22 protein-coding genes are annotated in these 23,964 nt (G+C 69.3%); 12 read left to right on the forward strand and 10 right to left on the reverse strand.

What is annotated here, in order from left to right; translation table 11 throughout:
• Positions 1 to 49 precede the first annotated feature (49 nt).
• From EV186_RS40460 to EV186_RS10625, 4 genes are read right to left on the reverse strand one after another with little or no spacing between them, the layout of a single operon-like run.
• Positions 50 to 184: a hypothetical protein gene (locus EV186_RS40460; RefSeq protein ID WP_279538290.1), complete on the reverse strand. Its 135-nt coding sequence runs from the start codon at positions 182 to 184 to the stop codon at positions 50 to 52.
• A 59-nt stretch (positions 185 to 243) separates the two neighbouring features.
• The gene (locus EV186_RS10615) at positions 244 to 915 is read right to left on the reverse strand and encodes a class I SAM-dependent methyltransferase (protein ID WP_133849071.1); all 672 of its coding nucleotides are present in this window, start codon (positions 913 to 915) and stop codon (positions 244 to 246) included.
• A 15-nt stretch (positions 916 to 930) separates the two neighbouring features.
• Positions 931 to 2,337 (reverse strand): amidase, encoded by a 1,407-nt coding sequence (locus EV186_RS10620; RefSeq protein ID WP_133849072.1) that lies wholly within the window; start codon positions 2,335 to 2,337, stop codon positions 931 to 933.
• Between the two features lie 13 nt (positions 2,338 to 2,350).
• Positions 2,351 to 3,598, reverse strand: coding sequence for an aminotransferase class V-fold PLP-dependent enzyme (locus tag EV186_RS10625; RefSeq protein WP_133849073.1), 1,248 nt, complete (start codon positions 3,596 to 3,598; stop codon positions 2,351 to 2,353).
• 107 nt (positions 3,599 to 3,705) lie between these two features.
• Between EV186_RS10625 and EV186_RS10630 the strand changes: the two genes are divergently transcribed.
• The 3 genes from EV186_RS10630 to EV186_RS10640 all read left to right on the forward strand — a co-directional run bounded on the left by EV186_RS10630 (position 3,706) and on the right by EV186_RS10640 (position 5,622).
• The gene (locus EV186_RS10630; RefSeq protein WP_133849074.1) at positions 3,706 to 4,512 is read left to right on the forward strand and encodes a methyltransferase domain-containing protein; all 807 of its coding nucleotides are present in this window, start codon (positions 3,706 to 3,708) and stop codon (positions 4,510 to 4,512) included.
• 160 nt (positions 4,513 to 4,672) lie between these two features.
• Entirely contained in the window at positions 4,673 to 5,029 is a 357-nt protein-coding gene (locus tag EV186_RS10635; protein WP_133849075.1) for a VOC family protein, read from the forward strand.
• A gap of 140 nt (positions 5,030 to 5,169) precedes the next feature.
• Positions 5,170 to 5,622 carry an enediyne antibiotic chromoprotein gene (locus EV186_RS10640; RefSeq protein ID WP_133849076.1) on the forward strand — a complete coding sequence of 151 codons (453 nt, stop codon included), beginning with the start codon at positions 5,170 to 5,172 and terminating at the stop codon, positions 5,620 to 5,622.
• A 71-nt stretch (positions 5,623 to 5,693) separates the two neighbouring features.
• Here EV186_RS10640 and EV186_RS10645 read toward each other — a convergent pair whose 3' ends face one another.
• The 3 genes from EV186_RS10645 to EV186_RS10655 form a co-directional block, all read right to left on the reverse strand.
• Positions 5,694 to 6,692 carry an esterase/lipase family protein gene (locus EV186_RS10645; RefSeq protein ID WP_133849077.1) on the reverse strand — a complete coding sequence of 333 codons (999 nt, stop codon included), beginning with the start codon at positions 6,690 to 6,692 and terminating at the stop codon, positions 5,694 to 5,696.
• A gap of 155 nt (positions 6,693 to 6,847) precedes the next feature.
• Positions 6,848 to 7,516: a DUF6239 family natural product biosynthesis protein gene (locus tag EV186_RS10650; protein WP_133849078.1), complete on the reverse strand. Its 669-nt coding sequence runs from the start codon at positions 7,514 to 7,516 to the stop codon at positions 6,848 to 6,850.
• 4 nt (positions 7,517 to 7,520) lie between these two features.
• On the reverse strand, positions 7,521 to 8,075 hold the full coding sequence (locus EV186_RS10655; RefSeq protein WP_133849079.1) for a hypothetical protein: 555 nt from the start codon (positions 8,073 to 8,075) through the stop codon (positions 7,521 to 7,523).
• 293 nt (positions 8,076 to 8,368) lie between these two features.
• On the opposite strand from EV186_RS10655, the gene EV186_RS10660 reads away from it, so the two are divergent.
• From EV186_RS10660 to EV186_RS10670, 3 genes are all read left to right on the forward strand, one after another.
• A complete protein-coding gene (locus tag EV186_RS10660) occupies positions 8,369 to 10,540 on the forward strand; it encodes an FG-GAP repeat domain-containing protein (RefSeq protein ID WP_166659108.1) in 2,172 nt (723 codons plus the stop codon).
• Positions 10,541 to 10,878: 338 nt separating this feature from the next.
• A complete protein-coding gene (locus tag EV186_RS10665) occupies positions 10,879 to 12,000 on the forward strand; it encodes an HNH endonuclease signature motif containing protein (RefSeq protein ID WP_166659109.1) in 1,122 nt (373 codons plus the stop codon).
• 439 nt (positions 12,001 to 12,439) lie between these two features.
• Positions 12,440 to 12,742: an ArsR/SmtB family transcription factor gene (locus EV186_RS10670; RefSeq protein ID WP_133849082.1), complete on the forward strand. Its 303-nt coding sequence runs from the start codon at positions 12,440 to 12,442 to the stop codon at positions 12,740 to 12,742.
• On the opposite strand, the gene EV186_RS10675 is transcribed toward EV186_RS10670, so the two are convergent.
• The 3 genes from EV186_RS10675 to EV186_RS10685 all read right to left on the reverse strand — a co-directional run bounded on the left by EV186_RS10675 (position 12,732) and on the right by EV186_RS10685 (position 14,282).
• The gene (locus EV186_RS10675; protein ID WP_133849083.1) at positions 12,732 to 13,265 is read right to left on the reverse strand and encodes a carboxymuconolactone decarboxylase family protein; all 534 of its coding nucleotides are present in this window, start codon (positions 13,263 to 13,265) and stop codon (positions 12,732 to 12,734) included. The genes EV186_RS10670 and EV186_RS10675 overlap by 11 nt on opposite strands.
• A 186-nt stretch (positions 13,266 to 13,451) precedes the next feature.
• Positions 13,452 to 13,718 carry a hypothetical protein gene (locus tag EV186_RS10680; RefSeq protein WP_133849084.1) on the reverse strand — a complete coding sequence of 89 codons (267 nt, stop codon included), beginning with the start codon at positions 13,716 to 13,718 and terminating at the stop codon, positions 13,452 to 13,454.
• Positions 13,719 to 13,811: 93 nt separating this feature from the next.
• Positions 13,812 to 14,282 carry a MarR family winged helix-turn-helix transcriptional regulator gene (locus EV186_RS10685; protein WP_133849085.1) on the reverse strand — a complete coding sequence of 157 codons (471 nt, stop codon included), beginning with the start codon at positions 14,280 to 14,282 and terminating at the stop codon, positions 13,812 to 13,814.
• 67 nt (positions 14,283 to 14,349) lie between these two features.
• On the opposite strand from EV186_RS10685, the gene EV186_RS10690 reads away from it, so the two are divergent.
• The 6 genes from EV186_RS10690 (at position 14,350) to EV186_RS10715 (ending at position 23,929) form a co-directional block, all read left to right on the forward strand.
• Positions 14,350 to 17,478 (forward strand): FAD-binding and (Fe-S)-binding domain-containing protein, encoded by a 3,129-nt coding sequence (locus EV186_RS10690; RefSeq protein WP_133850175.1) that lies wholly within the window; start codon positions 14,350 to 14,352, stop codon positions 17,476 to 17,478.
• Positions 17,475 to 19,271, forward strand: a complete 1,797-nt coding sequence (locus EV186_RS10695; protein ID WP_133849086.1) for a thiamine pyrophosphate-requiring protein — start codon at positions 17,475 to 17,477, stop codon at positions 19,269 to 19,271. Before EV186_RS10690 ends, EV186_RS10695 begins: the two co-directional genes overlap by 4 nt.
• A gap of 3 nt (positions 19,272 to 19,274) precedes the next feature.
• Positions 19,275 to 20,402: an enolase C-terminal domain-like protein gene (locus EV186_RS10700; RefSeq protein ID WP_133849087.1), complete on the forward strand. Its 1,128-nt coding sequence runs from the start codon at positions 19,275 to 19,277 to the stop codon at positions 20,400 to 20,402.
• A complete protein-coding gene (locus EV186_RS10705) occupies positions 20,402 to 21,466 on the forward strand; it encodes a glucose 1-dehydrogenase (protein ID WP_133849088.1) in 1,065 nt (354 codons plus the stop codon). The genes EV186_RS10700 and EV186_RS10705 overlap by 1 nt, the downstream gene beginning before the upstream one ends.
• A gap of 16 nt (positions 21,467 to 21,482) precedes the next feature.
• A complete protein-coding gene (locus tag EV186_RS10710; RefSeq protein WP_133849089.1) occupies positions 21,483 to 23,327 on the forward strand; it encodes a glycoside hydrolase family 15 protein in 1,845 nt (614 codons plus the stop codon).
• Positions 23,328 to 23,458: 131 nt separating this feature from the next.
• Entirely contained in the window at positions 23,459 to 23,929 is a 471-nt protein-coding gene (locus tag EV186_RS10715) for a hypothetical protein (RefSeq protein WP_133849090.1), read from the forward strand.
• Positions 23,930 to 23,964 lie beyond the last annotated feature (35 nt).

Below are 23,964 nucleotides of genomic sequence, written 5' to 3' on the forward strand. Positions count from 1 at the left end.
TCCCCCGCTTTTCGGCCGAAGATCGGCCAACAGGGTGAAATGTCGCGGGTCAGTCGCGCGACGTGATGAGCGAGCGCACCGTGAGGACGCAAGTGACCAGCCCGACGAACGCGCCCACGAGCACGCCGATCAGCACGGCACCCCCGAGTCCGTCCAGCGCGTCGCCCGGTAACCGTTTCGCCATGGTCCACTCCATCCGTAAGTCCGCACTAACGGTACCGGATTGAACCACCGGTACGTTAGTCATTTCGGTCGAATTCCGGAGAAGCGGCAGTAGGCGCCTCGGCGCTCGACCTCGACGTCGGTGAGGCCGGCTGCGCGCAGCATCCCGGCCAGCTCGTCGTCGGTCATCACCACGCCGAAGTTGTTGCGGCGCTGGAACATCCCGATCGACAGCATCGCGAACCGGTTGCCGCGCACGACCCCGGCACCGCGGAACTCACCTCCGGGCTTGAGCACCCGCACGATCTCAGCCACCGCGGCGGCCGGCTCGGTCAGGCAGTGCAGGCCGTTGTAGCAGAGGCAGACGTCGAACGTCGCGTCGGCGAACGGCACCGCGTCGGCCCGTGTCACGACGTACTCGATGTCCAGGTCATCGAGCCCGCGGCGCTCGGCCTCGCGCTGGGCGATGCCGAGCATGAACTCGGAGATGTCGGCGGCCACGTACCGGCCGGTGAACTCGGGGGTGAGCCCCCGGAAGGCCAGCCCGCCCCCGGCCGGGAGGTCGAGCACGACCGCGTCCCCAGCCGTGGCGAGCTTGGCGATGTCGTCGTAGAGCACCCGGACATCGGCGGCCCAGAGCACCCGGCACATGAGGCCGAACAACCGCTTGTTCTTCACGGTCCGGTCGTACATCCGGCTGCTGCGCCCGCCCGTGGTCCAGTGCTGGGCGACGCGGTCCTCCGTGGCGGACATGGGATCTCCAGGTGGCTAGGCGTGCACGGCGGGGATTCGCTCGCGCCAGGGCAGGGCCCGCTCGAGCTGGGCGGCGACCCGCAGGAGCAGGGCGTCGCGCCCCGGTGCCGCGACGAGCTGGACACCGACCGGGTGCCCGGCGTCGGTGACGCCCAGGGGCAGCGAGAGCGCGGGCTGGCCGGTCGCGTTGAACACGGCCGTGAAGTGCAGTTGGTCGATGGTGCGGTCCATGGCGCTGCGTGGCTCGGCGAACCAGTCGAGCGGGACCGCGGCCCGCGGCACGGTCGGGGTGACGAGGAGGTCGTGGCCGTCAGCCCACCAGCCGAGGACGTGGTGGCCGAAGGTCTCCAGCCAGTCGAGCGCGCAGGCCAGCTCGGTGGCGGACATGACCCCCGCGCGCTGGCGGAACATGGCGCTCGTCGGCTCCAGCTCGCCGGGTTCGATCGCCCGGCCGAGCTCCTTCTCGACGGTGGCGAGCTCGGCCGCGAGGCCACCGGCGAGCACCGGCATCACCTGGCCGTGGAACGCCTTGATCGCCTTGAGCTGGGCCGGGAAGCCGTGCTCGACGTGGTGACCGGCCTGCGCCAGCAGGCGCCCGGCCAGCTCGACGGTCTCCGTGCAGCGCGGGTCGACCGCGATCTCGTCGTCGAATCCTCCGCTGCACAAGCCGACGCGCAACGGACGTGCGTCCCCCGCGTCGAGGCCGTCAAGGAACGTGTCGGCGCCGGACATGACGTCGAGCAGTGCCGCGACATCGCGCACCGAGCGGGCCATCGGGCCGGACGTCCACATCCCGCCCGGGCCGCTGCCGTGCGTCGGCCCGGTGCCCACCAAGCCGCGTGACGGCTTGAGCCCCACGATGCCGCAGGCGGCCGCCGGGTTGCGGATGGAGCCGCCCAGGTCCTCCCCGTGGGCCATGGCGACGAACCCGGCGGCAACGCTCACCGCCGACCCGCCGGACGACCCACCAGGGGAAAGCCTTTCACCCCAAGGGTTCCGGGTGATGCCGAACGCGCGGCTGGCAGTGCTCACGCCGACCCCGAACTCCGAGGACGCACCCCGGCCGACCACGACCAGGCCGGCGCGGCGCATCCGGGCGGCCAGCGCGTCGTCGGCGCCCGCGCGCACACCGGCATCGCGCAACGCCGTCGAGCCGGCATACGCGGGATCACCCGCCATCCGCAGCCGCAGGTCCTTCACCACCATCGGCACCCCGGCCAGCGGCCCGCCGCCGTCCCCCAGCGCGGCGGCTTCCTCCCGTGCCCGGTCGAAGCGCTCGTACACGATCGCGTTGAGGGCGGGGTTGTGCTGGGCGATCGCCTCGATCGACAGGTCGACCAGCTCCTTGGCGGTCAGCTCGCCGGACCTGATCAACCCGCCTTGATCGACCGCGTCCAGCCACAACACGTCGCGGTGCGCCATGTCCCTGCCTCCTTCAGCGCAGCGCCGCGATGGCGCGCACCGCGCGGTCGACTTCCTCGGGGGTGGTGACCATGCTCGGGCCGATGCGCAGCAGCGAATCGCGGTAGGGCGTCGCCCCGGCCGAGATGCCGTGCTCGCGCAGCAGCCGTTCGGCCGCTTCCTCGGCGCTGACGCCGTCGATCGAGCAGCACACGATCCCGCTCGACAGGGCCGGGTCGGCCGGGGTCGCGACCCGGACGTGCGGCAGCTCGGCCAGCCCGGCCTTGAGCTGGGTGGCCTGCGCCTTGGTGTACTCGGCGATCCGCGGGAGCCCGATGCCGCTGTGGAACTCGACCGCGGCCGGCACCGCCCAGCGGGCGCTGTAGGAGTGGTAGCCGCCCGGGCTGTTCAACTCCCCCGGCGGTCCCGCCGGGATCTTCCCGGCCATCTCGCGCACCAGGGCCGACTTCGAGAAGCTCGGCACGATCGGCCGGACGCGACGCCAGGTGTCGGGCTGTGCCCAAACGAAACCCGTGCCACGCGGGCCGAAGAGCCACTTGTGCGTCGACGTGACGAAGAAGTCGCAATGCAGGTCCGCGACGATCGCGTCCTCGACCGCGAAGCCGTGCACGCCGTCGACGGCCACGAGCACCCGGTCGTTGTCCGAGCGCGGCATGTTCACCACCTCGACCGCGTCGCAGATCTCCCGCAGCGGCAGCTTCACCCCGGTCGACGAGTGCACCCAGGTCAGCGCGATGAGCTTGGTGCGCGGCCCGATGGCCTCGACCAGCTTGCCGATCATCGCGTCCGCGGAGACCGTGGCCGGGTCGTCGTACAGCCGCACGGTGCGCACGGAGATCTTGTCGCGGCGGGCCCGCAGCCGGATCGACTCGCGGGTCGAGTAGAACTCGTGCTCGGTGGTGAGGACCTCGTCGCCCTCGTGGAGTTCGAACCCGCCGTAGAGCAGGCCGAGCCCCATCGTCGCGCTGTCGGTCAGGGCGATCTGGTCGGCGGTGCCGCCGGTGTAGGTGGTGAGCGCCTGGCGGGCGAGCGCGCCGTGGCGCAGGTCGTGCATGCCCAGGCCGTAGTCCTGCGGGCGCTCGTCGAGGACCTGCTCGACGTGCGCGACCGCGGCCCGCACCGGCGCCGGGTGCGACGCGAGCATGAACGCCGAGAAATGCGCGTACTCGGGCGTCAGCGAAAACTGACGCCGAACGGACGACCAGTCATTGGCGTCGAATTTCTCCGCGTCGGCGGGCGACGCTGTCGCTATTTCGGACACACCAGGAAATATGGCACCGTTCAATAGCCTGGTCAATCTTGAAATCGACCGGCCGACGCGGTGGACTGAACGCCGTCACCGGGACCGCAAACGGAAGGATCACCGCGATGGCCGACGACGGGATCAGCAAGATCAAGATCCAATCTTTTACGGCCGTCCGCGGCAACGATGCCGCCGGGATGGTCCAATGGATTTCCCGCATCGAGCGGTTCCCGGAAGCGGTGCGGATCCGCAACCGGTCCTACGAGCTGCTGGCCGTCGGTCCCGACGACCTCGTGGTCGACGTCGGCTGCGGCGCGGGCGGCGCGGTCGACGAACTGGCCGAGCGGGCGGGCACCGCGATCGGCATCGACACCAGCGAACAGATGATCGAGGTCAGCCGGCGCCGGTTCCCCGGCCGCGACTTCCGCTGCGCGTCGGCCTACGAGTTGCCGTTCGCCGACGGTGCCGTGTCCGCGTACCGGGCCGAACGGGTGTTCCAGCACCTCGAGCGGCCCGCCGACGCGCTGACCGAGGCCTACCGGGTGCTGGCCCCCGGCGGCCGGATCGTGCTGCTCGACCAGGACTACGACAGCCCGACCATCGACGCCGACGACCTCGCGTTGTGCCGCACCATCCTGCGGGCCCAGTCCGACGCCATCCGGCAGCGCTGGATCGGCAGGCAGTACCGGGGCCTGCTGCTCGACGCCGGTTTCGTCGACGTCGCCGTCGAGGTCAACACGTCGGTCTACACCGACTACCAGAAGCTCGGGCCGATGATCCCCGCGATCGCGGCGGCCGCGGTCGAGCAGGGCGCGGTGCGCCAGGAGCAAGCCGACGCGTGGCTCGCAGATCAGCACCAACGGGGCGAACAGGACCGCTTCTTTGCGACGATGCCCATCTTTACGGCGTTCGCACGTAAACCGGGAACATGAGTTCACTATACATTTCTGAATCCTTGGTCACCGATTGCAGCAACTACTACCCACCGTAGTGGGGCCTGTTGCATCGCATGGCCTACGGTCCTAGTCTGAGGCCGGGCAACCACTGCCCGGTGCAGCACCACGACTAATTTGTAGGAAAATAGGAGAAAACATGGGCGTCCCGATCGGGTACTTCGAGATTTCGACCGGCGACTCGGACAAGTCCCAGAAGTTCTACTCGGAGCTTTTCGGCTGGGACATCAACGTCGGTGAGTACGGCTACGGCATGATCAAGACCGGGGCCGACTCCGGCATCGGCGGCGGCATCCGCAAGCTCGACGAGCAGAGCACCGCCCCCAGCGTGCTCATGTACGCCGTCGTGGACGACGTCGAGGCGAACCTGGAAAAGGCCGGCTCGCTCGGCGGCAAGACCGAGGTCGAGCCGTACGAGATTCCCGGCGTCGGCAAGATGGCCGTGTTCAGCGATCCCGATGGCAACAAGATTGGTTTGTGGAAGCAGGCCTGGTAAGCCTTTTATAGGCCGCTGGTCCTAATTCCGCGGCTGTACGACGCATATAGCGTCGTAGTGCGCAATCGCCTAGTTCGATTCCGCACGGTCACGCCTGGGGCAAGCCCGGCGTGGCGAGGGAATCGGGGAATGGAGCAACGATGCGAACTGTACGAACCGTCATCGCGGCCACGGCGGCAGCCGGCGCGGCCTTGACGCTCGCACTCGCCGCGGGACAAGCCACGGCCGGGCCACGCGGCCCGCAGGCCACCGCCACCCCGTCGACCGGTCTGGTCAACGGCCAGACCGTCAGCGTGACCTCGACGGGATGGGCGGCCAACGAGCCGCTGCTGGCCACGGAGTGCGCCACGCTGCCGACCAGCGCGGGCGTTCCCGGGAACACGGTCTGCGACGCGAAGACCGGCTTGACCCTGGTGGCGGACGCCACCGGCTCGGTCACGTTCAAGCACATCGCGTCAACCTCGTTCGTCGGGTACGCCCCGCCGAACCGCACGCCGTGGGGCACGGTGGACTGCAGCAGGTACCCCTGCTCGATGGGGGTGGCCAACCAGGCCCTGACCGCCATGGCGATCGCCCCGATCTCGTTCAAGTAGCGGATCGGGCCCGCTGAGGTAGACCTTCGGCCGGTACAGGTTCTTCACGAACCTGTACCGGCCGAATTGTTTTATTCGAAGGGCAGGTTCACCGCACACGGCGCCGCGGGCGACGCCGGGTCGAGTGCCCTGCGCACCAGGCCGATCGCGCGTGGGCTGTAGGACATGCTGAAGTGGTCGGAGAAATCGAGGAAACAGCCGTCCTGCAAGGTGACGTTCCGCACCGAAGCGCCCGGTCCCGCGGTCAGGAAGGCGGTCCGGTACGGCGTGGAGATCTCGTCGTACCGGGTGGCGATGTCGGTGTAGTCCACACCGGGCCGCGTCTCCCCCGCCGCGTTGAGGTGCGTGATGAAATCGGACTGCGGCAGTTGCTGCGCGCCGGCCGCACCGATGACCGGCGTCATCCCGGCCAGCAGACCGAGCCGGTCGAGCAGGGTGAACAACCCGCTGCCGGTCGTGCCGTGGTTCGGCGTGCCCAGGGTGACCAGCTTGTCGACCTTGTCGGTGCTCGGGTGGGACGGGTCGGTCCCGCCGTCGAACGCCAGGTACTGGCGGGCCACGAGGCCGCCCGCCGAGTGCGCGACGAGGTCGACGTCCGGCGCACCGGTCGCGGCGAGCACCCGGTCGACGAAGGCGGCCAGTTCGGTCGCGGACCGGGGAAGGTCGCCGTAACCCTTGAAGACCGGCAGCATCCCGACCCCGGCATCGTCGAAGTCGCCGTAGTCCAGCGCGAACACGCAGTAGCCGTCGCGCGCCAGCGCGGGCGCCAGCCGCGCCCAGTTGTCGTAGCGGTTCTCGTACATGCCGTGCACGAGTACGACCGGGTGGGAGTGCCTGGTCGAGGGCCGGCACGCCCAGTCGTTGGCCCCGGGCGGATCCACGTCGGGGGCGCCGAGCGAGTAGGTGAAGGCCGACACGAAGCCGGGTTGTTCCGGGCCTGTGCGCGACTGCGCGTCGGCGACGGCGCCCTGCAGCGGTAGCAGGACGGCGAGCAGCGTCAACCCCAGTGCGGCAGGTACCCGCCGGGATCTCCTGGGGCGCGAAGACGCGCGTTTACCGATATACCACATCAATTCTCCTTGACAGACTTTGCCGGGAAACCGCGTTCACGATATCCGAATGAAATCGCCGCACAGTAACGCGACGATTTGAACGATCCGTCATTTCAAGTTCGGAAACCGCGCGGTCGAACGAGGCCGCGGATCTACCGTCCGGCAACGCCGGTTCAGTGCGCGGACCGCTCCAGGGCCAGCCACCCGTCACCCGCGGAAGAAGCGCTAGCATGCGCGTTCGAGAGGTATCGAGGCTGGACGTCCGGCAAGGTCAACGCCAGCGCCTGGGCGGCACCGCCGAGCGTGCCCAGCGCGAGCACGACGGCCACCGCCTGGGTCGCCAACCGCGACAGGGCGGCCGCGGGCAGCCTGCTCGTCGCGTACCAGACCAGCCCCACGATGCCGACCACGACGCCGGTCACGTGCAACGCGACCGCGCGGGCGGACACCGCGGTACCCCAGCCGCGGACGAACAGCAGGCACGCGACGACGGCGGCGAACAGCAGGACAGCTCCGCCGATCCGGTCGAGCCACCGCCGCACCGACGGTGGCTGTTCCTTGCGCGCGAGCGCGATCCGCAACGGCACGGCGATCCCGGCCAGCAGCACCGGCACCACGGCGTCGGGCACCCGCAACCCGGACGTGGCCAGCATCAACTCCACGAGCACCGCGACCGCGGCACCGATGGCCAGCGCGGCGCGTTCGCGTTTGCCCGGTTCGGGCAGGAACCCGCGCAGCACCGCGAATCCCGCGATCGCCGGCACGACGAACATCAGCAGCACACGCAGCGCGAGCGGCCCGATCGTGACCGGCAGGCTCAGGTGGTGGTCGTGGCCGGACACGAGGTCAGTGCGCGCACGAACACCGCAGGAAGTCCCGTTCCTCGGGCCTGGGCCGCAGGTGCAGGACCATGGCGACGACCATCGGGATGGTGACCAGCGCGTTGTAGAACAGGTGCAGTTCGATGCGCGGGAAGATCAGCTGCACGACGCTCGTGGGCACCGCGCGGCCGAGCAGGTAGGAGCCGGTGAGGGCCTGCACGAGCAGCAGCAGGTGCTCGAAGTGGTGCCACACCTGGATCCACAGCGCCGCCGACCACCACTTGCGCGCGCGACCGCCGATGGCGGGGCGCAGCAGGAGGAGACCGGCCAGCATCACGACGGCGTAGCCGTAGTGCAGCCACTCCGACGACACCAGCCACGGGTAGGCCAGGCCGAGCAGCCCGCCGGACTTCGGCCGCGGCCACTGCAGCACCCACACCTGCCACGCCTGCGCGACGTGCTCGGCCCAGTGCCCCACCACGATCAGGCCGAAGATGACCATCGCGGCCTTGTGCCCCCGGGTGTTCAACCAGCCGAGGAAACCCGTCGTGCCGCGGGCGGCCTGCACGGATGCGGTCACGGCGCACTCCTCATTTGTCCGGCCGCTCGAGGCGGACGTCCGAATAGCCGGATTCACGATAACCAGCCAAAAACCAGGGCAAGTAGCCGTCAAGTTGAACGCCACGGAGATCGAGTTCGGAAATTGCGCAGTTGAACACGGCCGGGCGTACAGTGGCTCGCTGCCAAGGACAGTGGCCGCACAGCGCGTTTCTTCGGTGCCATTTCCGGCTCAGCGCACATTGTCAGGACTGGACGTTCCGCGTTGCGCCGAGACCCCGGGGAATCGGCGCGATGCCGGCGGATGGAGGAATCATGGGGTTCAGACACCGGTACCGCCGTGCCGGTTCCGTCGTCGCGGTCACCGCGGCGACCCTCGTCGTGCTGACACCGGGTCAGCCGGTCGCGATCGCCGACCACACCGGCGGTGTCACCTACACCGACATCGCGACGCCGGGGACGAGCCTCGCCGACTACCGGCGCGCGCCGTCACCCGACCACGCGTTGCGCGAGGCGAACCGGCAGAAGCCGGTGGTGACGGCCGAGGACTTCGCCGAGGAACCGGTGCACGACCGCGGCCTGCCGGGCGTGGTCCTGTTCGACTACGACAACGACGGTGACTCGGACGTGTTCGTGACCAACGGTCCCGGCCGGCCCATGTCGCTCTACCGCAACGACTTGCACCACGGGCACGCGTCGTTCGTCAACGTCGCCGCCGGCTCGGGCCTCGAGCTCACCGCGATGGACGCCAACGGTGCGTGCGCGGGCGACCTGGACAACGACGGCAACATCGACCTGTACATCCTCGGCCGCAACGAACCGGACCACCTGCTGGAGAACCTCGGCCACGGGAAGTTCCGGGACGTCACCGAGGCGAGCCACACCGCGGCCGGCGACTACGACCACATCAGCTGCACGATGGCGGACTTCGACAACGACGGCAAGCTAGACATCGCCGTCGCCAACACCTGGCCGATGAAGGACGCCTTCGCCCTGCTCGCCGAGCCGTACAAGTACAACGACCCCAACCAGATGTTCCACAACGACGGCGGGCTGCGGTTCACCGACGTCTCGGACAGCTCGGGGTTCACCACGATCGACACGGGCCACGGGATGGCGAAGCTCGCGGACATCTCGTGGGCGATCGCGGCGGTCGACATCGACCAGGACGGCGACCAGGACCTCGTGGTGGCCAACGACCAGGGTGCCATCCCGATGATCAAGTACGGTGGCATGAACCGCGGCTTCAACCGGGTGTGGAAGAACGACGGCCACGGTCACTTCACCGACATGACATACCAGTTGCACCTGGAAGAACCCGGCGCGTGGATGGGTTTGTCGTTCGGGGACTTCAACTTCGACGGCACCATCGACATGTTCTCGACGAACTTCGGCGACTACGTGCTGATGAACCCGCCGCTGCCACAGATCAAGCAGCAGCTCGGTGACTGGACCAGCCGGTGGCTGCTGCAGAAGCCGGACGGCACGTTCGTCGACCCGCGCCGGTCGTCGCAGAACCCGCCGTCGGGCAATGCCCCCGACCCGACCCTCGGCGGGCTCAACGCGACACCGTTCGGCTGGGGTACGTCCACATTGGACTACGACAACGACGGTGCCACCGACATCCTCTACCACGGGTCGCTGGACGCCATCTCGGCCGTCACCGCGGACAACCCCGGCGCCTTGCTGCACAACGAAGGCCCGAGCGCGGTCCGCAACGGCTTCCTGCCGACGTTCAACTACGACGACGTCTTCACGAGGTCCGGCGCGGACCACTCGCACCGCACCGTGATCGGCGTGGCGACGGGCGACCTCGACCACAACGGGTTCGAGGACGTCGTGACGGTGGGATCCTCGGTGAACCCCGGTGAGCTCACGCCGTACCACTCGGTGCAGGACTTCGACTTCCACTCGCCGTTCGACGACGGGTCGTTCCTCGAGGTCTACGCCCACATCGGCAGCCACGACTCGGTGCTGTACACCCCGACCGGCAAGCACACCGAAGATGGCAACCTCGCCGTCGAGATGAACAACGGCGGCAACGGCAACCGCTCGGTTTCGGTGCGCACCAAGGGCAGCATCGGCTTCACCCCGAAGGCGACGGTCAACCGTGACGGCATCGGCGCGGTCGTGAAGTTCACGCCCGCCGGCGGCCCGACCGCCATCCGGCCGGTGATCGCCGGGTCCAGCTTCGCCTCCCAGGACGAGCTCGCCGGCACGTTCGGCATGGGCAAGGCGAACAGGGGAACCGTCGACGTGCTGTGGCCGGGCGGCGTGCGGAACAAGCTGTACGACGTGCGGGCGGGCGAACGCGTCACCATGCCCGAGATCCCCTGCAGCTACGCCGACAAGACGATGTCGGCGTGGTCGTACGGGACCTGCGTGACCCACGCCGTGCGTGACCTGGTGAAGTCCCGCCAGATCACGCTGGGGCAAGGCATCCGGCTCACCACCAGTGCGCTGCGTGCTTACTACGAGGCCCACTGACGGCTTTTCGGGCAGTCACCGTCCCCGGCGCTCAGTGCGTCGGGGGCGGTGGCTCTCTATGTCGGGGGCGGTGGCCTTCTATTAGGAGCGGCTGCCGCGGGTGTTCGCCGCCGGGTGGTTGGGTTGGTCTCGGGTTGGGGGCGGCGAACACCCTTGCCCACGGGGCCGGCGGTTTCCGCTGCGTAGATGGCCGGCTGAATGGTTGCGTTGCGCTGTTGCCTGCCGTTTGTTGGATGGTTCCGGGAGTGGCTGGGCTGCGTGGAAGATGGAATATTCCGTCGATTGTTCCCCCGTTCGTGTTAGACCATTTGTTCGAATGGCGTGGTATGATCGGGGGTATGGAACTGGGGGAGCTTAACTCGACCGTCGCGCAGATGCGGCAACTGGAGTTGAAGCTGCTCGACGACATTTCCCAGATCGAATGGAAAGAGTCCGGGTATCCCCAGTTGTGGCGGTTCCTGCAGGACGTCCTGCACGTCACCGCCCAGGAGGCCAAGCGCCTCGAACACCATGTTGAGTTGTTGTGTCCGAAGATCGGGATCACCGGCCAGCCCATCCCGCCGCGCCTGCCTGCCGCGCGGGCAGCGATGGCGGCTGGGGAGATCTCCGGCGCGCATGTGGACAAGATCGCCACCACGGTGGAGTCGGTCCCGGTCGAGCACGGCGAACAGGTCGAGGTGGACATGACGGGGTTGGCGCGGAAGTTCAACCCGACCCAGCTCATCCGCCTGGGCGAGCGCATCGTCGCCGCCCTCAACCCAGACGGTCGCAAACCCATCGAACGAACGGTGGTGGATGCGCAGAACACGCTGGACCTGTACGAACACCGCGACGGGTCGCTGTCAGGCCAGTTCCGCCTCGGCGGCGAAGACGCGAGCGTGCTGCGCGCGCTGCTCTCCCCACTGGCCAAGCCCCAGCCTCAGGATGACCGGACCCTGGCCGAGCGTCAGGGTGACGCGCTAGCGGAGATCATCGGGTTCGCCGCCGACTCCGGCCAGGCCCCCGCCGAAGGCGGCGAACGTCCGCACATCGCGGTCACGGTCTCCCTGGAGACCCTGCAAACCGGGATCGGCCAGGCGATGCTGGACGACGGTCGGACGCTGGCGCCGGAGCAGGCCCGCCGGGTGGCGTGCGAGGGGAAAATCATCCCGGTCGTCCTCGGCGGCCAATCCCGGCCACTGGATATCGGGGAAACCCACCGCCTCGCCGACAAACGATTGCGCAGAGCCCTCGCCATCCGCGACCAAGGATGCGCCGCACCGGGCTGCGCACGAACACCACACCAGTGTCACGCCCACCACATCCAACATTGGGCCGACGGTGGGCTAACCACACTCGACAATCTGGTGTTGGTTTGCCCATATCACCATCGGCTGATCCATCACACCGAATGGACGGTCCATATAGATAATGGGCTGCCGGTATTCACTCCACCGCCCTGGTTGCAACGCTCTGCGTAAATTCCTGTAACTCAGCCACCGCCGGGACCACCGGCAACCGCAGGCTGCCCTCGCAACGCAACCCCTCAACCCGACCACCCCCGCCACGCAACCACCGGCCACCGATGGCAAGGGTGTTCGCCGCCACCAACCCCGAGACCAACCCAGCCACCGGCGGCGAACACCCGCGGCAGCAACACCCACACGAGAGCAACCACCCCCCGAGCACTCAACCAACGTCAGCCACCCACTCCCAGCCACCACTCCCGGGCAAGCAACCATCCCCGAACACCCGACCAACGCCAGCCCACCCAGTCCCAGCCACCACCCCCGGCAGCTGGGCCAAACCCATTCAGCTATAGAAAACTGAACCAAAATCGCGCACCAGATAAATGCCAACAGACTTTTCTCGAGCGCCGAACCCTGGACACCCCGACCCGTAAGCAGTAACTTACTGATCGTGCCCACCGGTAGCGCCAGTCCATGGCAGGCCCTGGCCGATCCCATGCGGCGCAAGGTCTTGGCGCGTGTCGCGCGTGGCCCGTGCTCGGTCACCGAGATCGCCAACGACTTGCCGGTGAGCCGGCCTGCGGTGTCGCAACACCTGCGTGTCCTGCTGGAAGCGCAACTGGTCGACGTGCACCAGCAGGGCCGGATGCGCCGTTACGAGATTCGCACCAACGCGTTGGAGCTGTTGCGCCAAGAACTCGATTTCCTGCTGGCGCCCACCTTGCCCGTCGAGGACCCCCGGATCACCCGCTAGCCAGTGCCTGCCCGACGGCCAGGCGGGACTCGGCGTTCTGCAGTGCGGTCACCGCCATCGCGTGCAGCAAGGCCCGCTCGGCGAACCCCACATCCCGAAGGGCCTGCAGGTCCGAGGCGGCCATCTGCCACGGGCGGACGCTGAGCTTGCGCGCGAAGGCATCCAGCACGCGGTCCACGTCATCGCGCGGCGCGTGTTCGGCCAGCTCGTCCGCACGCTTGCGGTCACACGACTCCAGCGCGGCGGCCCGGGCGAGCACGAGTCGCTGCCTCCAAGTGAGGGACTCATGGGAGGCGTCGAACAGGTAGTCGTGCCAGCGCTGCCACAGGTCGGTGAACCGGGGCGTGACCACCGGCCACTCGTCGGCCGGGGGCCGCGGTAGCGGGTGCTTGTCGCGCCGGGGCTCGAACGCGGGCAGCGGGGTGGCGTAGTCGAACTCGATGCCGGACGCGTCGGCGACCCTGGTCAGGTAGTTGAACATCGCCACGACGCCGGTGGCGGTCTGGATCGCGTCGCCGTCCAAGCCGTCGGCGGCGAACTCGTCGCGGAGCGCGGGCGTGACCGCCCAAGGCTGCGACGTCAGCAGGGTCGCGAACCGGGCGAGCGCGGCCTCGCGCCCGGTGAGCTGGTCATCCTTCCGGTCGAGAACGGTCCTGGACAGAGCGGTGTCACCGCTCGCGACACGCAGAAACTCTGCGTGAGCGGAAGTTCAATAGAAGCACTCGTTGGCCCGTGAGGTGACGCTGGAGACCAGCTCCCGGTCCGCCCATTCCAAAGTGGACCGGTGCAGGGAGCCGGACACCGAGAACGCCAGACGCATCAGGGCCGGGTCGAGGCTGTGCGCGCGGATGATCCCGGGCGCGTCACCGTGGTCGGGCACGTACACCTCGGGCGTCGGGCGCGCGGCCATCTCGGCATACGCCTGCGCGAGGTCACCGCCGGCGTCGCGCCGGGAGATCGTTGCCAGCCAGGCCATGGCGCCCACTTTCGTCGAGGAGTGCCGAGCACACGATCACATCCCGGCCGAGCTCCTGGCGACGGCCGAAAAGGTGAAGTTGTCCGAATGAGGTCAGCGGGACCGGTCGGCGCCATCCGCGGGCATGACGGACTCCGCGAAGCGGGCGAACTGCGCGAACGACCGCAATACCGCCGTGCGTGCGTCATCGGGCATCGAGTCCAGCACCGTGGTGAGGACCCGCCGCCGGTCCTGGTCCACCTGCGTGAGCAGCTGACAGCCCGCAGCCGTCGGCGCGAGCAGGGTTTCCCGCTTGTTCCGAGGGTTCGTGGCGCGCTCCACCAGCCCCAAGGCGACCAGCCGCTCGCAGGCCCGGGTGACGCTGGAGGGGTTGATGCCGAGTTCCTTGGCGACCTGCCCCATCGTCACCGGGGTCCGCTCGGCGACCGTGCGCAACGCGCGGAACTGGGTCAGCGTGAGCGTGTCGGTGACCTTCTCGAGGGTGCGGTCGGCCACGGCCACCATCACCCGCAACGCCGCCAGGGCCGGATCGTCCGTCGGTTGCTCCGGCCACGTTTGCGTCACGCAAATGATGGTAACCCGGAGCCCATGGGGCGGCCTGACGACTGCCTGGCCGGCGAAGGGAGCCATGGTGAGCACGACCGATCTGCCCGACCCAGTCACTCGGCGGGTCTTCGAAGAACAGGCCCGCGTGGACATCGACGGCCTCGTCGACGCGTTGCGCGCGCGGGTGGACGGCGAGGTCCGGTTCGACCCGGGCACGCGGGCCGCGTACTCGACCGATGCGTCCAACTTCCGTCAGGTGCCGCTGGGCGTCGTGGTCCCGCGGTCGCCGGACGCCGCGGTCGACGTCATGGCCGTGGCGCGGGAGTTCGGCGCGCCGGTGCTCTCCCGCGGTGGTGGCACCAGCCTCGCCGGGCAGTGCACCAACACCGCCGTGGTGATCGACTGGTCGAAGTACTGCGCCCAGCTGGAGGCCGTGGACGCCGAGCAACGCACGTGCGTGGTGCAGCCCGGCATCGTCCTCGACGAGTTGAACCGGCAGCTGGCGTCAACGGGCCTGCGGTTCGGGCCGGAACCCGCGACGCACATGAACTGCACGCTCGGCGGGATGATCGGCAACAACTCGTGCGGGGCCACGGCGCAGCGCACCGGGAAGGTCGTCGACAACATCGCCGAGCTGGAGGTCGTCTGCTACGACGGCACCCGGTTCTGGTGCGGTCCGACCTCCGACGAGCAGTACGCGGCGATCGAGCGCCGTGGTGACGCACAGGCGATGGTGTACCGGCAGCTTCGCCGGCTGCGGGACCAGTACGCGGACGAGATCAAGGCCCGGTATCCGGACATCCCACGCCGGGTGTCCGGCTACAACCTGGACTCGTTGCTGCCCGAGCACGGGTTCGACGTCGCCGGGCTGCTGGTCGGCAGCGAGTCGACCCTGGTGACCGTGGTCCGGGCCAAGCTGAAGCTCGTCCCCGTCGTGAAGAAGCGCAGCCTCGTCGTGCTCGGCTACCCCAGCGTCGACAAGGCCGCCGACGCGGTGCCCGCCGTCGTGGCGCACGCCCCGATCGCGCTCGAGGGCCTGGACGGCAAGCTCATCCGCGACGAGCGGCTCAAGGGGCTCAACGCCCAGGCCCTGAACGAACTGCCGCGCGGGCGCGCGTTCCTGATGGTGCAGTTCGGCGGCGAGACGACCGAGGAAGCCGACGCGCACGCCAACGACATGCTCGAGGCGCTGCACGAATCGGAGCACGACCCCGATGTGGAGTTCCTCGACGACCCCGCCCACGAGCACGAGCTGTGGCAGGTCCGGGAGGCCGGACTCGGGGCCACGGCGCACGTGCCGCACCGGCCGGACACGTTCGAGGGCTGGGAGGACTCGGCGGTGCCGCCCGAACGGCTCGGCGACTACCTGCGGCGGCTGCAGGAGCTCTACGAGGAGTTCGGCTACGCCAGCGAGACCGGACCGAGCCTGTACGGCCACTTCGGTCAGGGCTGCGTCCACACCCGGATCCCCTTCGACCTCTACAGCGCCGACGGCGTCGCCACCTACCGCCGATTCCTGGAACGCGCCGCGGACCTCGTCGTCGAGTTCGGCGGCTCGCTGTCCGGTGAGCACGGCGACGGGCAGACGCGCGGCGAACTGCTGCCCCGCATGTTCGGCCCCGAGATCACCCGGGCGTTCGGCCAGCTCAAGGCGATCTTCGACCCGGGCAACAGGATGAACCCCGGCAAGGTGGTGGCCCCGGCTCCCCTGGACGCGCACCTGCGCCTGGGTGCGGACTGGTCCCCCGCCGCGCCGCAGGACCTGCACTTCCGCTACCCGCACGACGGCGGGTCGTTCGCCGAAGCGGCGAACCGCTGCGTCGGTGTGGGGCGGTGCCGCCAGCACACGAACGACGGCCACCACGTGATGTGCCCGTCCTACCAGGTCACCGGCGAGGAGGAGCACTCCACGCGGGGCCGAGCCCGGCTGCTCTTCGAGATGTTGAACGGGCACGGCGACAGCCCCGTCACCGACGGCTGGCGATCCACGGCGGTGCACGACGCGCTCGACCTCTGCCTGGCCTGCAAGGGGTGCAAGTCCGATTGTCCGGCCAATGTGGACATGGCCACCTACAAGGCCGAGTTCCTGGCCCACCACTACCGGGGCCGGCAGTGGCGCCGCCCCCGGGCGCACCTGTCGATGGGCTGGCTGCCCCTCGTCGCACGCTGGGTGCGCCGGCTGCGCCTGGTGCCGGTGGTCAACGCCGTCACGCACACCCCCGGCCTGTCCCGCCTCGCGGTGGCCGCGGCGGGCGTGGAGAACCGGGAAGTGCCGGTGTTCGCCGGGGAAAGCGCGCAGGAGTGGTTCAGCCGCCGCGCATCCGAGGCGACCGGCGGCCGCGGCACCGTCATGCTGTGGCCCGACACGTTCACCAACCACTTCCACCCGCACATCGCGCAGGCGGCGATCGAGGTCGTCGAGGACGCGGGGTGGCAGGTGGTGCTGCCCGACCAACCCGTCTGCTGTGGACTGACTTGGATCTCCACCGGGCAACTCACGACCGCGAAGAAGATCCTCCGGCGGACGGTGCGGGCCCTGGCCGACCACGTGCGTGCGGGCGGCCTGGTGCTCGTGCTCGAACCCAGCTGCGCCGCGGTGTTCCGCTCCGATGCCATCGAGCTCTTCCCCGAGGACCAGGACGTCCGGCGGCTGCGCCGTCAGACGGTCACCATGGCGGAGCTGCTCATGGAGCACTCGCCCGGCTACCGGCCGCCGGTTCTCGACGGCGAGCAACGGGCGAAGGCGATCGCCCAGGTGCACTGCCACCAGCACGCCGTCCTGGGCTGGGATGCCGACCGCGAACTGCTGACCGAAGCCGGCGTCGACGTCGACCAGCTCGACTCCGGGTGTTGTGGTCTCGCCGGGAACTTCGGCTTCGAACCGGGGCACCTCGAAGTCAGCGAAGCCTGCGCGGAACGCGTGCTCCTGCCCGCGGTGCGCTCGGCCGACCCCACGACGGCGGTCCTCGCCGACGGCTTCAGCTGCCGCACCCAGATCCACCAGCTCGACAGCGGCGGACGGGAAGCGGTGCACCTCGCCGAGGTCCTGGCCGCCGCACTGCACCACACCAAAGCACCGACGCAGCACCCCGAACGCGCATGGTCGCACCGACCGGAACGCCGCACTGGTGGTGCGAAGAACGCCCTTCGACGCGGCTGGCGCCGGATTCGCCGCCCGCTGCGCAACCGTGCCGCCAACTGGAGGTCCCGATGACACAGACCGTCGCCGACTACGTCCTGGCCCGGCTGCGTGAGTGGGGTGTCGAACAGGTCTTCGCCTACCCGGGTGACGGCATCAACGGCATCGTCACCGCGTTCGGCCGCGCGGACAACAAGCCGACGTTCATCCAAGCCCGCCACGAGGAAATGGCCGCCTTCAGCGCGGTCGGCTACGCCAAGTTCAGCGGCAAGGTCGGCGTGTGCATGGCCACCTCCGGCCCCGGCGCCATCCACCTGCTCAACGGCCTCTACGACGCCAAACTCGACCACGTCCCCGTCCTCGCCATCGTCGGGCAGACCGCACGCAGCGCCATGGGCGGCAGCTACCAGCAAGAAGTCGACCTCCAAGCCCTGTTCAAAGACGTCGCCAGCGAATACCTCGTCGAGGTCAACGTCGCCGAACAACTCCCCAACGCCATCGACCGCGCCATCCGCACCGCCCTGGCCTCCCGCGCCCCCACAACCGTGATCATCCCCGCCGACCTGCAAGAAGAGAAATACACACCACCACAACACGCCTTCAAACACGTGCCGTCCAGCAACCCCCAAGCGGGCGGTCTGTACTCGCTGACCGTCGCCCCGGAAGCCGAACTCGACCGGGCGGCGGAGGTCCTCAACTCCGGGAGCAAGCTCGCGGTCCTCGTGGGCCAAGGGGCCCGGGGCGCCGCCGAGGAAGTCCGGCAGTTGGCCGAACTGACCGGTGCCGGCGTGGCGAAAGCGTTGCTGGGCAAGGATGTGCTGTCCGACGAACTCCCCTACGTCACCGGCTCCATCGGCCTGCTCGGCACCCGGCCGAGCTACGAACTGATGCGTGACTGCGACACCCTGCTCATCGTCGGCTCGAACTTCCCCTACAGCCAGTTCCTGCCCGAGCTGGACCAGGCCCGGGCCGTCCAGATCGACATCGACGGGCGCTTCATCGGCATGCGCTACCCCACCGAGGTCAACCTCGTGGGCGACGCCAAAGCCACTCTGCAAGCGCTGCTGCCGAAACTGAGGCGCAAGTCCGACCGGTCGTGGCGGGAGACCGTGGAGCGCGGCGTGGCCGACTGGTGGTCCACAATGGACAAAGAGGCGGCCGTGCCGGCGAACCCCGTCAACCCCATGCGCATCGTCAGCGAGTTGTCCGCGCGGATCCCCGATGACGCGATCGTGGCGTCGGACTCCGGTTCCGCGGCCAACTGGTACGCCCGCAACCTGCGCGTGCGCGGCGACATCCGCTGCTCGCTGTCCGGCACGCTGGCCACGATGGGACCGGCGGTGCCGTACGTCATCGGCGCGAAGTTCGCCCACCCCGGTCGTCCCGCGATCGCCCTGACCGGCGACGGCGCCATGCAGATGAACGGCATGGCCGAACTCATCACGATCGCCCGCTACCACCGGAACTGGGAAGACCCGCGCTGCATCGTGTGCGTCCTGCACAACAACGACCTGAACCAGGTCACCTGGGAACTGCGGGCCATGGGCGGCGCACCGAAGTTCGAGCAATCCCAAGCGCTGCCCGACGTCGACTACGCCGGCTTCGCGCGATCGCTCGGCCTCGGCGCGATGACGGTCACCGATCCGGACGACCTGGCCGGCGCCTGGGAGACGGCGTTGAGCGCCGACGTGCCCACGGTCCTCGACGTCCACTGCGACCCGGAGGTCCCGCCGATCCCGCCGCACGCGACCTTCGAGCAGGTGAAGTCGGCCGCGCAGGCCGTGCTCAAGGGCGACCCGGACGCCCTGCACCTGATGGTTCAGGGGGCCAAGACCAAGCTCCAGGAATTCCTCCCGGGGAAGCACTGAGCCATGGCTCCGACCTCGGAACCACTCGTCGACCGGGTGACCGCGCGGGCGTACCGGATTCCGACCCGACGCCCCGAAGCCGACGGCACGCTGTCCTGGGATGCGACGATCCTCGTGCTCGTCCGGGCCCAGGTAGGTCCGGTCACCGGAACCGGGTGGACCTACGCCGACACCGCGTGTGTGCCGTTGATCAACGACAAGCTCGCGGCCGCGGTGGAAGGCAAGCCAGGGCTCGACGTGCCGGCGCGGTGGTCGGACATGCAGCGAGCGATCCGCAACCTCGGCCGTGCCGGCGTGGTCTCCTGCGCGCTGTCCGCGGTCGACACCGCCCTGTGGGACGCCGCCGCGCGCCTGGTCGGGGTACCGGTGAGCAGGCTGCTCGGCAAGGTGCACGCCGACGTGGCGCTGTACGCCAGCGGCGGGTTCGTCTCCGAGACCACCGAAGAGCTGCGCGACTGGCTGATCCAGTGGGCGCACGAGCGCGACGTGCCCCGGGTGAAGATCAAGATCGGGCAGGACTGGGGCCACACCACCCGGCGCGACCTCGACCGGGTGGAACTGGCCCGGCAGACGGTCGGCGACGACGTCGAGCTCTACGTCGACGCCAACGGCGCGTACTCCGTCGGCCAAGCCCGGCGGATGGCCAACGAAGTGCGGGAGTTCGCCGTGTCGTGGTTCGAGGAACCGGTGTCCAGCGACGACCTCGCCGGGTTGGCCACCGTGCGCTCGGCCACCACCATGGACGTCGCGGCCGGCGAGTACGGGTACGACTTGGCCTACTTCGCCCGCATGGTCGACGCCGGCGCGGTGGACTGCCTGCAGATCGACGTCACGCGCTGCGGCGGCTACACCGAGTGGATGCGTGCCGCCGCGGTCGCGGCCGCGGCGAACCTCGACGTGTCGGCGCACTGCGCGCCGAACCTGTCCCTGCACGCCGCGACGGCCACGCAGAACTTCCGGCACATCGAGTGGTTCGCCGATCACGACCGGATCGAGGCGGCGTTGTTCGCCGGTGTCCGCGATCCGTCGGGCGGCCGGGTCGGCCCCGACCTCACCGCCGCCGGGCACGGCCTCGTGTTCAAGGAAGCGGACGCCGAACCCTATGCCGTCGAACCCCGAGGAGGCTCGTGATGCGGGCGTTGACCGTGGTACCCACCCATCCCGGCTCGGTCGCGGTGATCGACGTCCCCGATCCGGAACCGGCCGAGGGCCAGCTCCTCGTCGAAGGCCTGTTCATGGGCGTGTGCGGCACCGACCACGAAATCGCGGCCGGGGACTACGGCACCGCACCCCAGGGAGCCGACCGGCTGGTGCTCGGCCACGAGTCGCTCGGACGCGTCCGCAGCGCACCCGAAGGCAGCGGCTTCGCCGAAGGCGATCTGGTGGTGGGCGTGGTGCGCCGGCCGGATCCGGTCCCTTGTGGAGCGTGCGCCGCCGGGCACTTCGACATGTGCCGCAACGGCCGGTACACCGAACGCGGGATCAAGGAACGCCACGGCTACGGCAGTGAACTGTGGACGGTCGAGGCCGACTACGCCATCGCGGTGAACCCCGGGCTGGCCGACGTCGGCGTGCTGCTGGAACCAACGAGCGTCGTGGCCAAAGCGTGGGAACAGGTCCGCCGGGTCGGTGAACGGTCGTGGTTCTCGCCGCAGCGCGCGCTGGTCACCGGGGCCGGGCCGATCGGGCTGCTGGCCGCCCTGATCGGCACCCAGCTGGGCCTGGAGGTCCACGTGCTGGACCGGGTCACCAGTGGGCCCAAACCCGAACTGGTCCAAGCGCTCGGCGCCACGTACCACGACGGTTCGGCCGTGGACGTGTTCAAGACCCTCACCCCTGATGTCGTCATCGAGGCCACCGGCGCCGGCCAATTGGTGTTCGAGGCGATGGCCTACACCGCGTCGTACGGCATCGTGTGCCTCACGGGTGTGTCGTCCGCGGGGCACAAACTGCCGGTCGACGCCGGCGGGCTCAACCGGGAGTTGGTCCTCGAGAACGACGTGGTGCTCGGTTCGGTCAACGCCAACCTCGAGCACTACCGCAGCGCCGCCGTCGCGCTCGCCGCCGCCGACCGCGACTGGCTCGCCCGGTTGATCACCCGCCGGGTGCCGCTCGCGGACGCGGCCGAGGCCCTCACGACCACCGGCAGCAGCGACGACATCAAGACGGTCGTCCGGCTGTCCGAGTCCGATTAGGACAAGGGCGCGACCGATGACCTCGCTGATCGAGGACTACGCACTGCTCGGCGATCTCCAGACCGCCGCGTTGCTCGGCCGGGACGGCAGCATCGACTGGCTGTGCCTGCCCCGCTTCGACTCCCCGGCCTGCTTCGCCGCGCTGCTGCACGACGAGCGGGCCGGACGGTGGGCCCTGGCACCGACCGGCGCTGGACCGGCCACCCGTCGCGGCTACGAACCCGACACGTTGATCATGCGCAGCGAGTGGGCCACCGAGACCGGCACGGTCCGGGTGGTGGACTTCATGCCCCCGCGCGGGGAAGCGGCGGACGTGGTGCGCATCGTCGAAGGTGTCTCCGGCCGGACGTCGATGAGCATGCAGCTCGATCTGCGGTTCGACTACGGCCGCATCGTGCCCTGGATGCGCACCGACGGCGACGATCTCGTGGCCGTGGCCGGCCCGGACGCGGTCTGGCTGCGAACGCCGGTCCAGCACGTTCTCGACCGCACGAAGGGACCCGACGGCCAGGCCTGCGTCAGTGCCGAGTTCACGGTCGCGGCCGGCGAGCGGATCCCCTTCGTCCTGACCTACCGTGCGTCCCACGAGTCGCGCCCGAAGCCGGTTGACGCCGAGACGGCGCTCGAGGACACCCGCCGGTTCTGGCTGGACTGGATCAGCCGGTGCGACTACACCGGGGACTGGCGTGAGGAGGTCCGCCGGGCGCTGATCACCTTGAAGGCCCTGACCTACGCGCCGACGGGCGGGATCCTCGCGGCCGCGACGACGTCGCTGCCCGAGCAACTCGGCGGCAGCCGCAACTGGGACTACCGGTACTGCTGGCTGCGCGACGCGACCTTCACCCTGCAGGCGCTGGTGGGCACCGGCTACCACGACGAAGCGCTCGCCTGGCGGGAGTGGCTGGTCCGGGCCGTGGCCGGCGATCCCGGGGACCTGCAGATCATGTACACCGTCGACGGCGCGCGCCGGACCCCGGAGTGCACCGTCGACTGGCTCGACGGCTACCAGGGCTCGGCCCCGGTGCGGATCGGCAACGCCGCCGCCGAGCAGTTCCAGCTCGACGTGTGGGGCGAGGTCCTCACCGGACTGCACCTCGTTCGCGAGAACCGGCTGCCCACCTCGCACGCGGCCTGGGACCTGCAACGCGGCCTGCTCGACTACCTGGAAGGCCATTGGCGCGAACCCGACGACAGCCTCTGGGAGATCCGCGGCAACCAGCGGCACTTCGTGCACTCCAAGGTGCTGGCGTGGGCCGGGGTCGACCGTGCCGTGCGCGCGGCACGACACCCCGGTTTCCGCGACGTCGGCGAGCCGGTCGAGCGGTGGCAGGACCTGGCCGACCACATCCACCAGGACGTCTGCGCGCACGGCTACGACCCCGACCGCGACACCTTCACCCAGTTCTACGGCTCCCGCGGCCTCGACGCCGCGCTCCTGCTCCTGCCCAGGGTCGGTTTCCTGCCGTGGACCGACCCACGGATCCGCGGCACCATCTCCGCCGTCCGGCGCGACCTCGAACACGACGGCCTGCTGATGCGCTACGACCCCGGCGCCGACGCCTCCGAAGGTCGCACCATCGACGGCGTTCCCGGTACGGAGAACCCGTTCCTCGTCTGCAGCTTCTGGCTGGCCGACGCGCTGTACCAAACGGGAAAGCACAACGAGGCACGTGACCTGTTCGAACGCCTGCTCTCGCTGCGCAACGACGTCGGTCTCCTCAGCGAGCAGTACGACACGACGCACAAGCGTCAGACCGGCAACACGCCGCAAGCCTTCAGCATGGTGGGCATCGTCAACACCGCACGCCACCTCGGCGGCGCCGATCCCACCACATCCCAGCGAATGCGGCAAGGTTCGTGAATCCCGCATTCCCGTCGATCGCGTAAATGGTCGTCCACGTTCGTCCATGAATGTCCAACCGAGCCGCCCAGCCCATTTGCGACTGGTTTCATTCGCGCACCTGATACCCCCTCCCGAGGAATGGGTGAACGATGTCCTTGACCAGGATCGCTGCCGCGGTCGCGTTGACCACGGCGGTCACCGGCAGCTTGCTGACCGGCACCGCGCTGACCGGCACCGCGGCCGCCGCCGTCCCGGCGTCCACCGACACCACCACCACCGTCAGCCATTTCGACATCACCTATGGCGCCACCTATTTCCGCGGCGACGTGTCGTGGTTCAACCGCTCGGTCGGCGTCGACGGCACCTTGCGCGGGCTGAGCGGAACCGGGTGCCGCCGGGCCTACGGAACCACCCTCGACAACGTCTACTGGCCGCTCGACTACCGCAGCACCAGCACCGTCTGCGATGCCGTGACGACCCAGCACATCCCGCTCGAGGCCGATGCCGTCGGCGGTGCCGCGTCCGTGAAGATCGACCTCACCGACGCGTCCGGGAAGATCCTCAAGTACGCGACCTGCACCCGCGCCGGCGGCTGCATCAACCACACGCCCACGACCTGAGGCCGACAACCGGTGCCAGGAGGCCGTAACGAGAG

The sequence above is a fragment of the Labedaea rhizosphaerae genome (genome assembly GCF_004362825.1).
Lineage (GTDB): Bacteria > Actinomycetota > Actinomycetes > Mycobacteriales > Pseudonocardiaceae > Labedaea > Labedaea rhizosphaerae.

Excerpts from the sequence above, each read along its gene's own strand:
- EV186_RS40460 (WP_279538290.1), bottom strand. The coding sequence starts at position 184 with ATGGCGAAACGGTTACCGGGCGACGCGCTGGACGGACTCGGGGGTGCC.
- EV186_RS10615 (WP_133849071.1), bottom strand. The coding sequence starts at position 915 with ATGTCCGCCACGGAGGACCGCGTCGCCCAGCACTGGACCACGGGCGGG.
- EV186_RS10620 (WP_133849072.1), bottom strand. The coding sequence starts at position 2,337 with ATGGCGCACCGCGACGTGTTGTGGCTGGACGCGGTCGATCAAGGCGGG.
- EV186_RS10630 (WP_133849074.1), top strand. The coding sequence starts at position 3,706 with ATGGCCGACGACGGGATCAGCAAGATCAAGATCCAATCTTTTACGGCC.
- EV186_RS10635 (WP_133849075.1), top strand. The coding sequence starts at position 4,673 with ATGGGCGTCCCGATCGGGTACTTCGAGATTTCGACCGGCGACTCGGAC.
- EV186_RS10640 (WP_133849076.1), top strand. The coding sequence starts at position 5,170 with ATGCGAACTGTACGAACCGTCATCGCGGCCACGGCGGCAGCCGGCGCG.
- EV186_RS10645 (WP_133849077.1), bottom strand. The coding sequence starts at position 6,692 with ATGTGGTATATCGGTAAACGCGCGTCTTCGCGCCCCAGGAGATCCCGG.
- EV186_RS10660 (WP_166659108.1), top strand. The coding sequence starts at position 8,369 with ATGGGGTTCAGACACCGGTACCGCCGTGCCGGTTCCGTCGTCGCGGTC.
- EV186_RS10665 (WP_166659109.1), top strand. The coding sequence starts at position 10,879 with ATGGAACTGGGGGAGCTTAACTCGACCGTCGCGCAGATGCGGCAACTG.
- EV186_RS10680 (WP_133849084.1), bottom strand. The coding sequence starts at position 13,718 with ATGGCCTGGCTGGCAACGATCTCCCGGCGCGACGCCGGCGGTGACCTC.
- EV186_RS10695 (WP_133849086.1), top strand. The coding sequence starts at position 17,475 with ATGACACAGACCGTCGCCGACTACGTCCTGGCCCGGCTGCGTGAGTGG.
- EV186_RS10700 (WP_133849087.1), top strand. The coding sequence starts at position 19,275 with ATGGCTCCGACCTCGGAACCACTCGTCGACCGGGTGACCGCGCGGGCG.
- EV186_RS10705 (WP_133849088.1), top strand. The coding sequence starts at position 20,402 with ATGCGGGCGTTGACCGTGGTACCCACCCATCCCGGCTCGGTCGCGGTG.
- EV186_RS10710 (WP_133849089.1), top strand. The coding sequence starts at position 21,483 with ATGACCTCGCTGATCGAGGACTACGCACTGCTCGGCGATCTCCAGACC.
- EV186_RS10715 (WP_133849090.1), top strand. The coding sequence starts at position 23,459 with ATGTCCTTGACCAGGATCGCTGCCGCGGTCGCGTTGACCACGGCGGTC.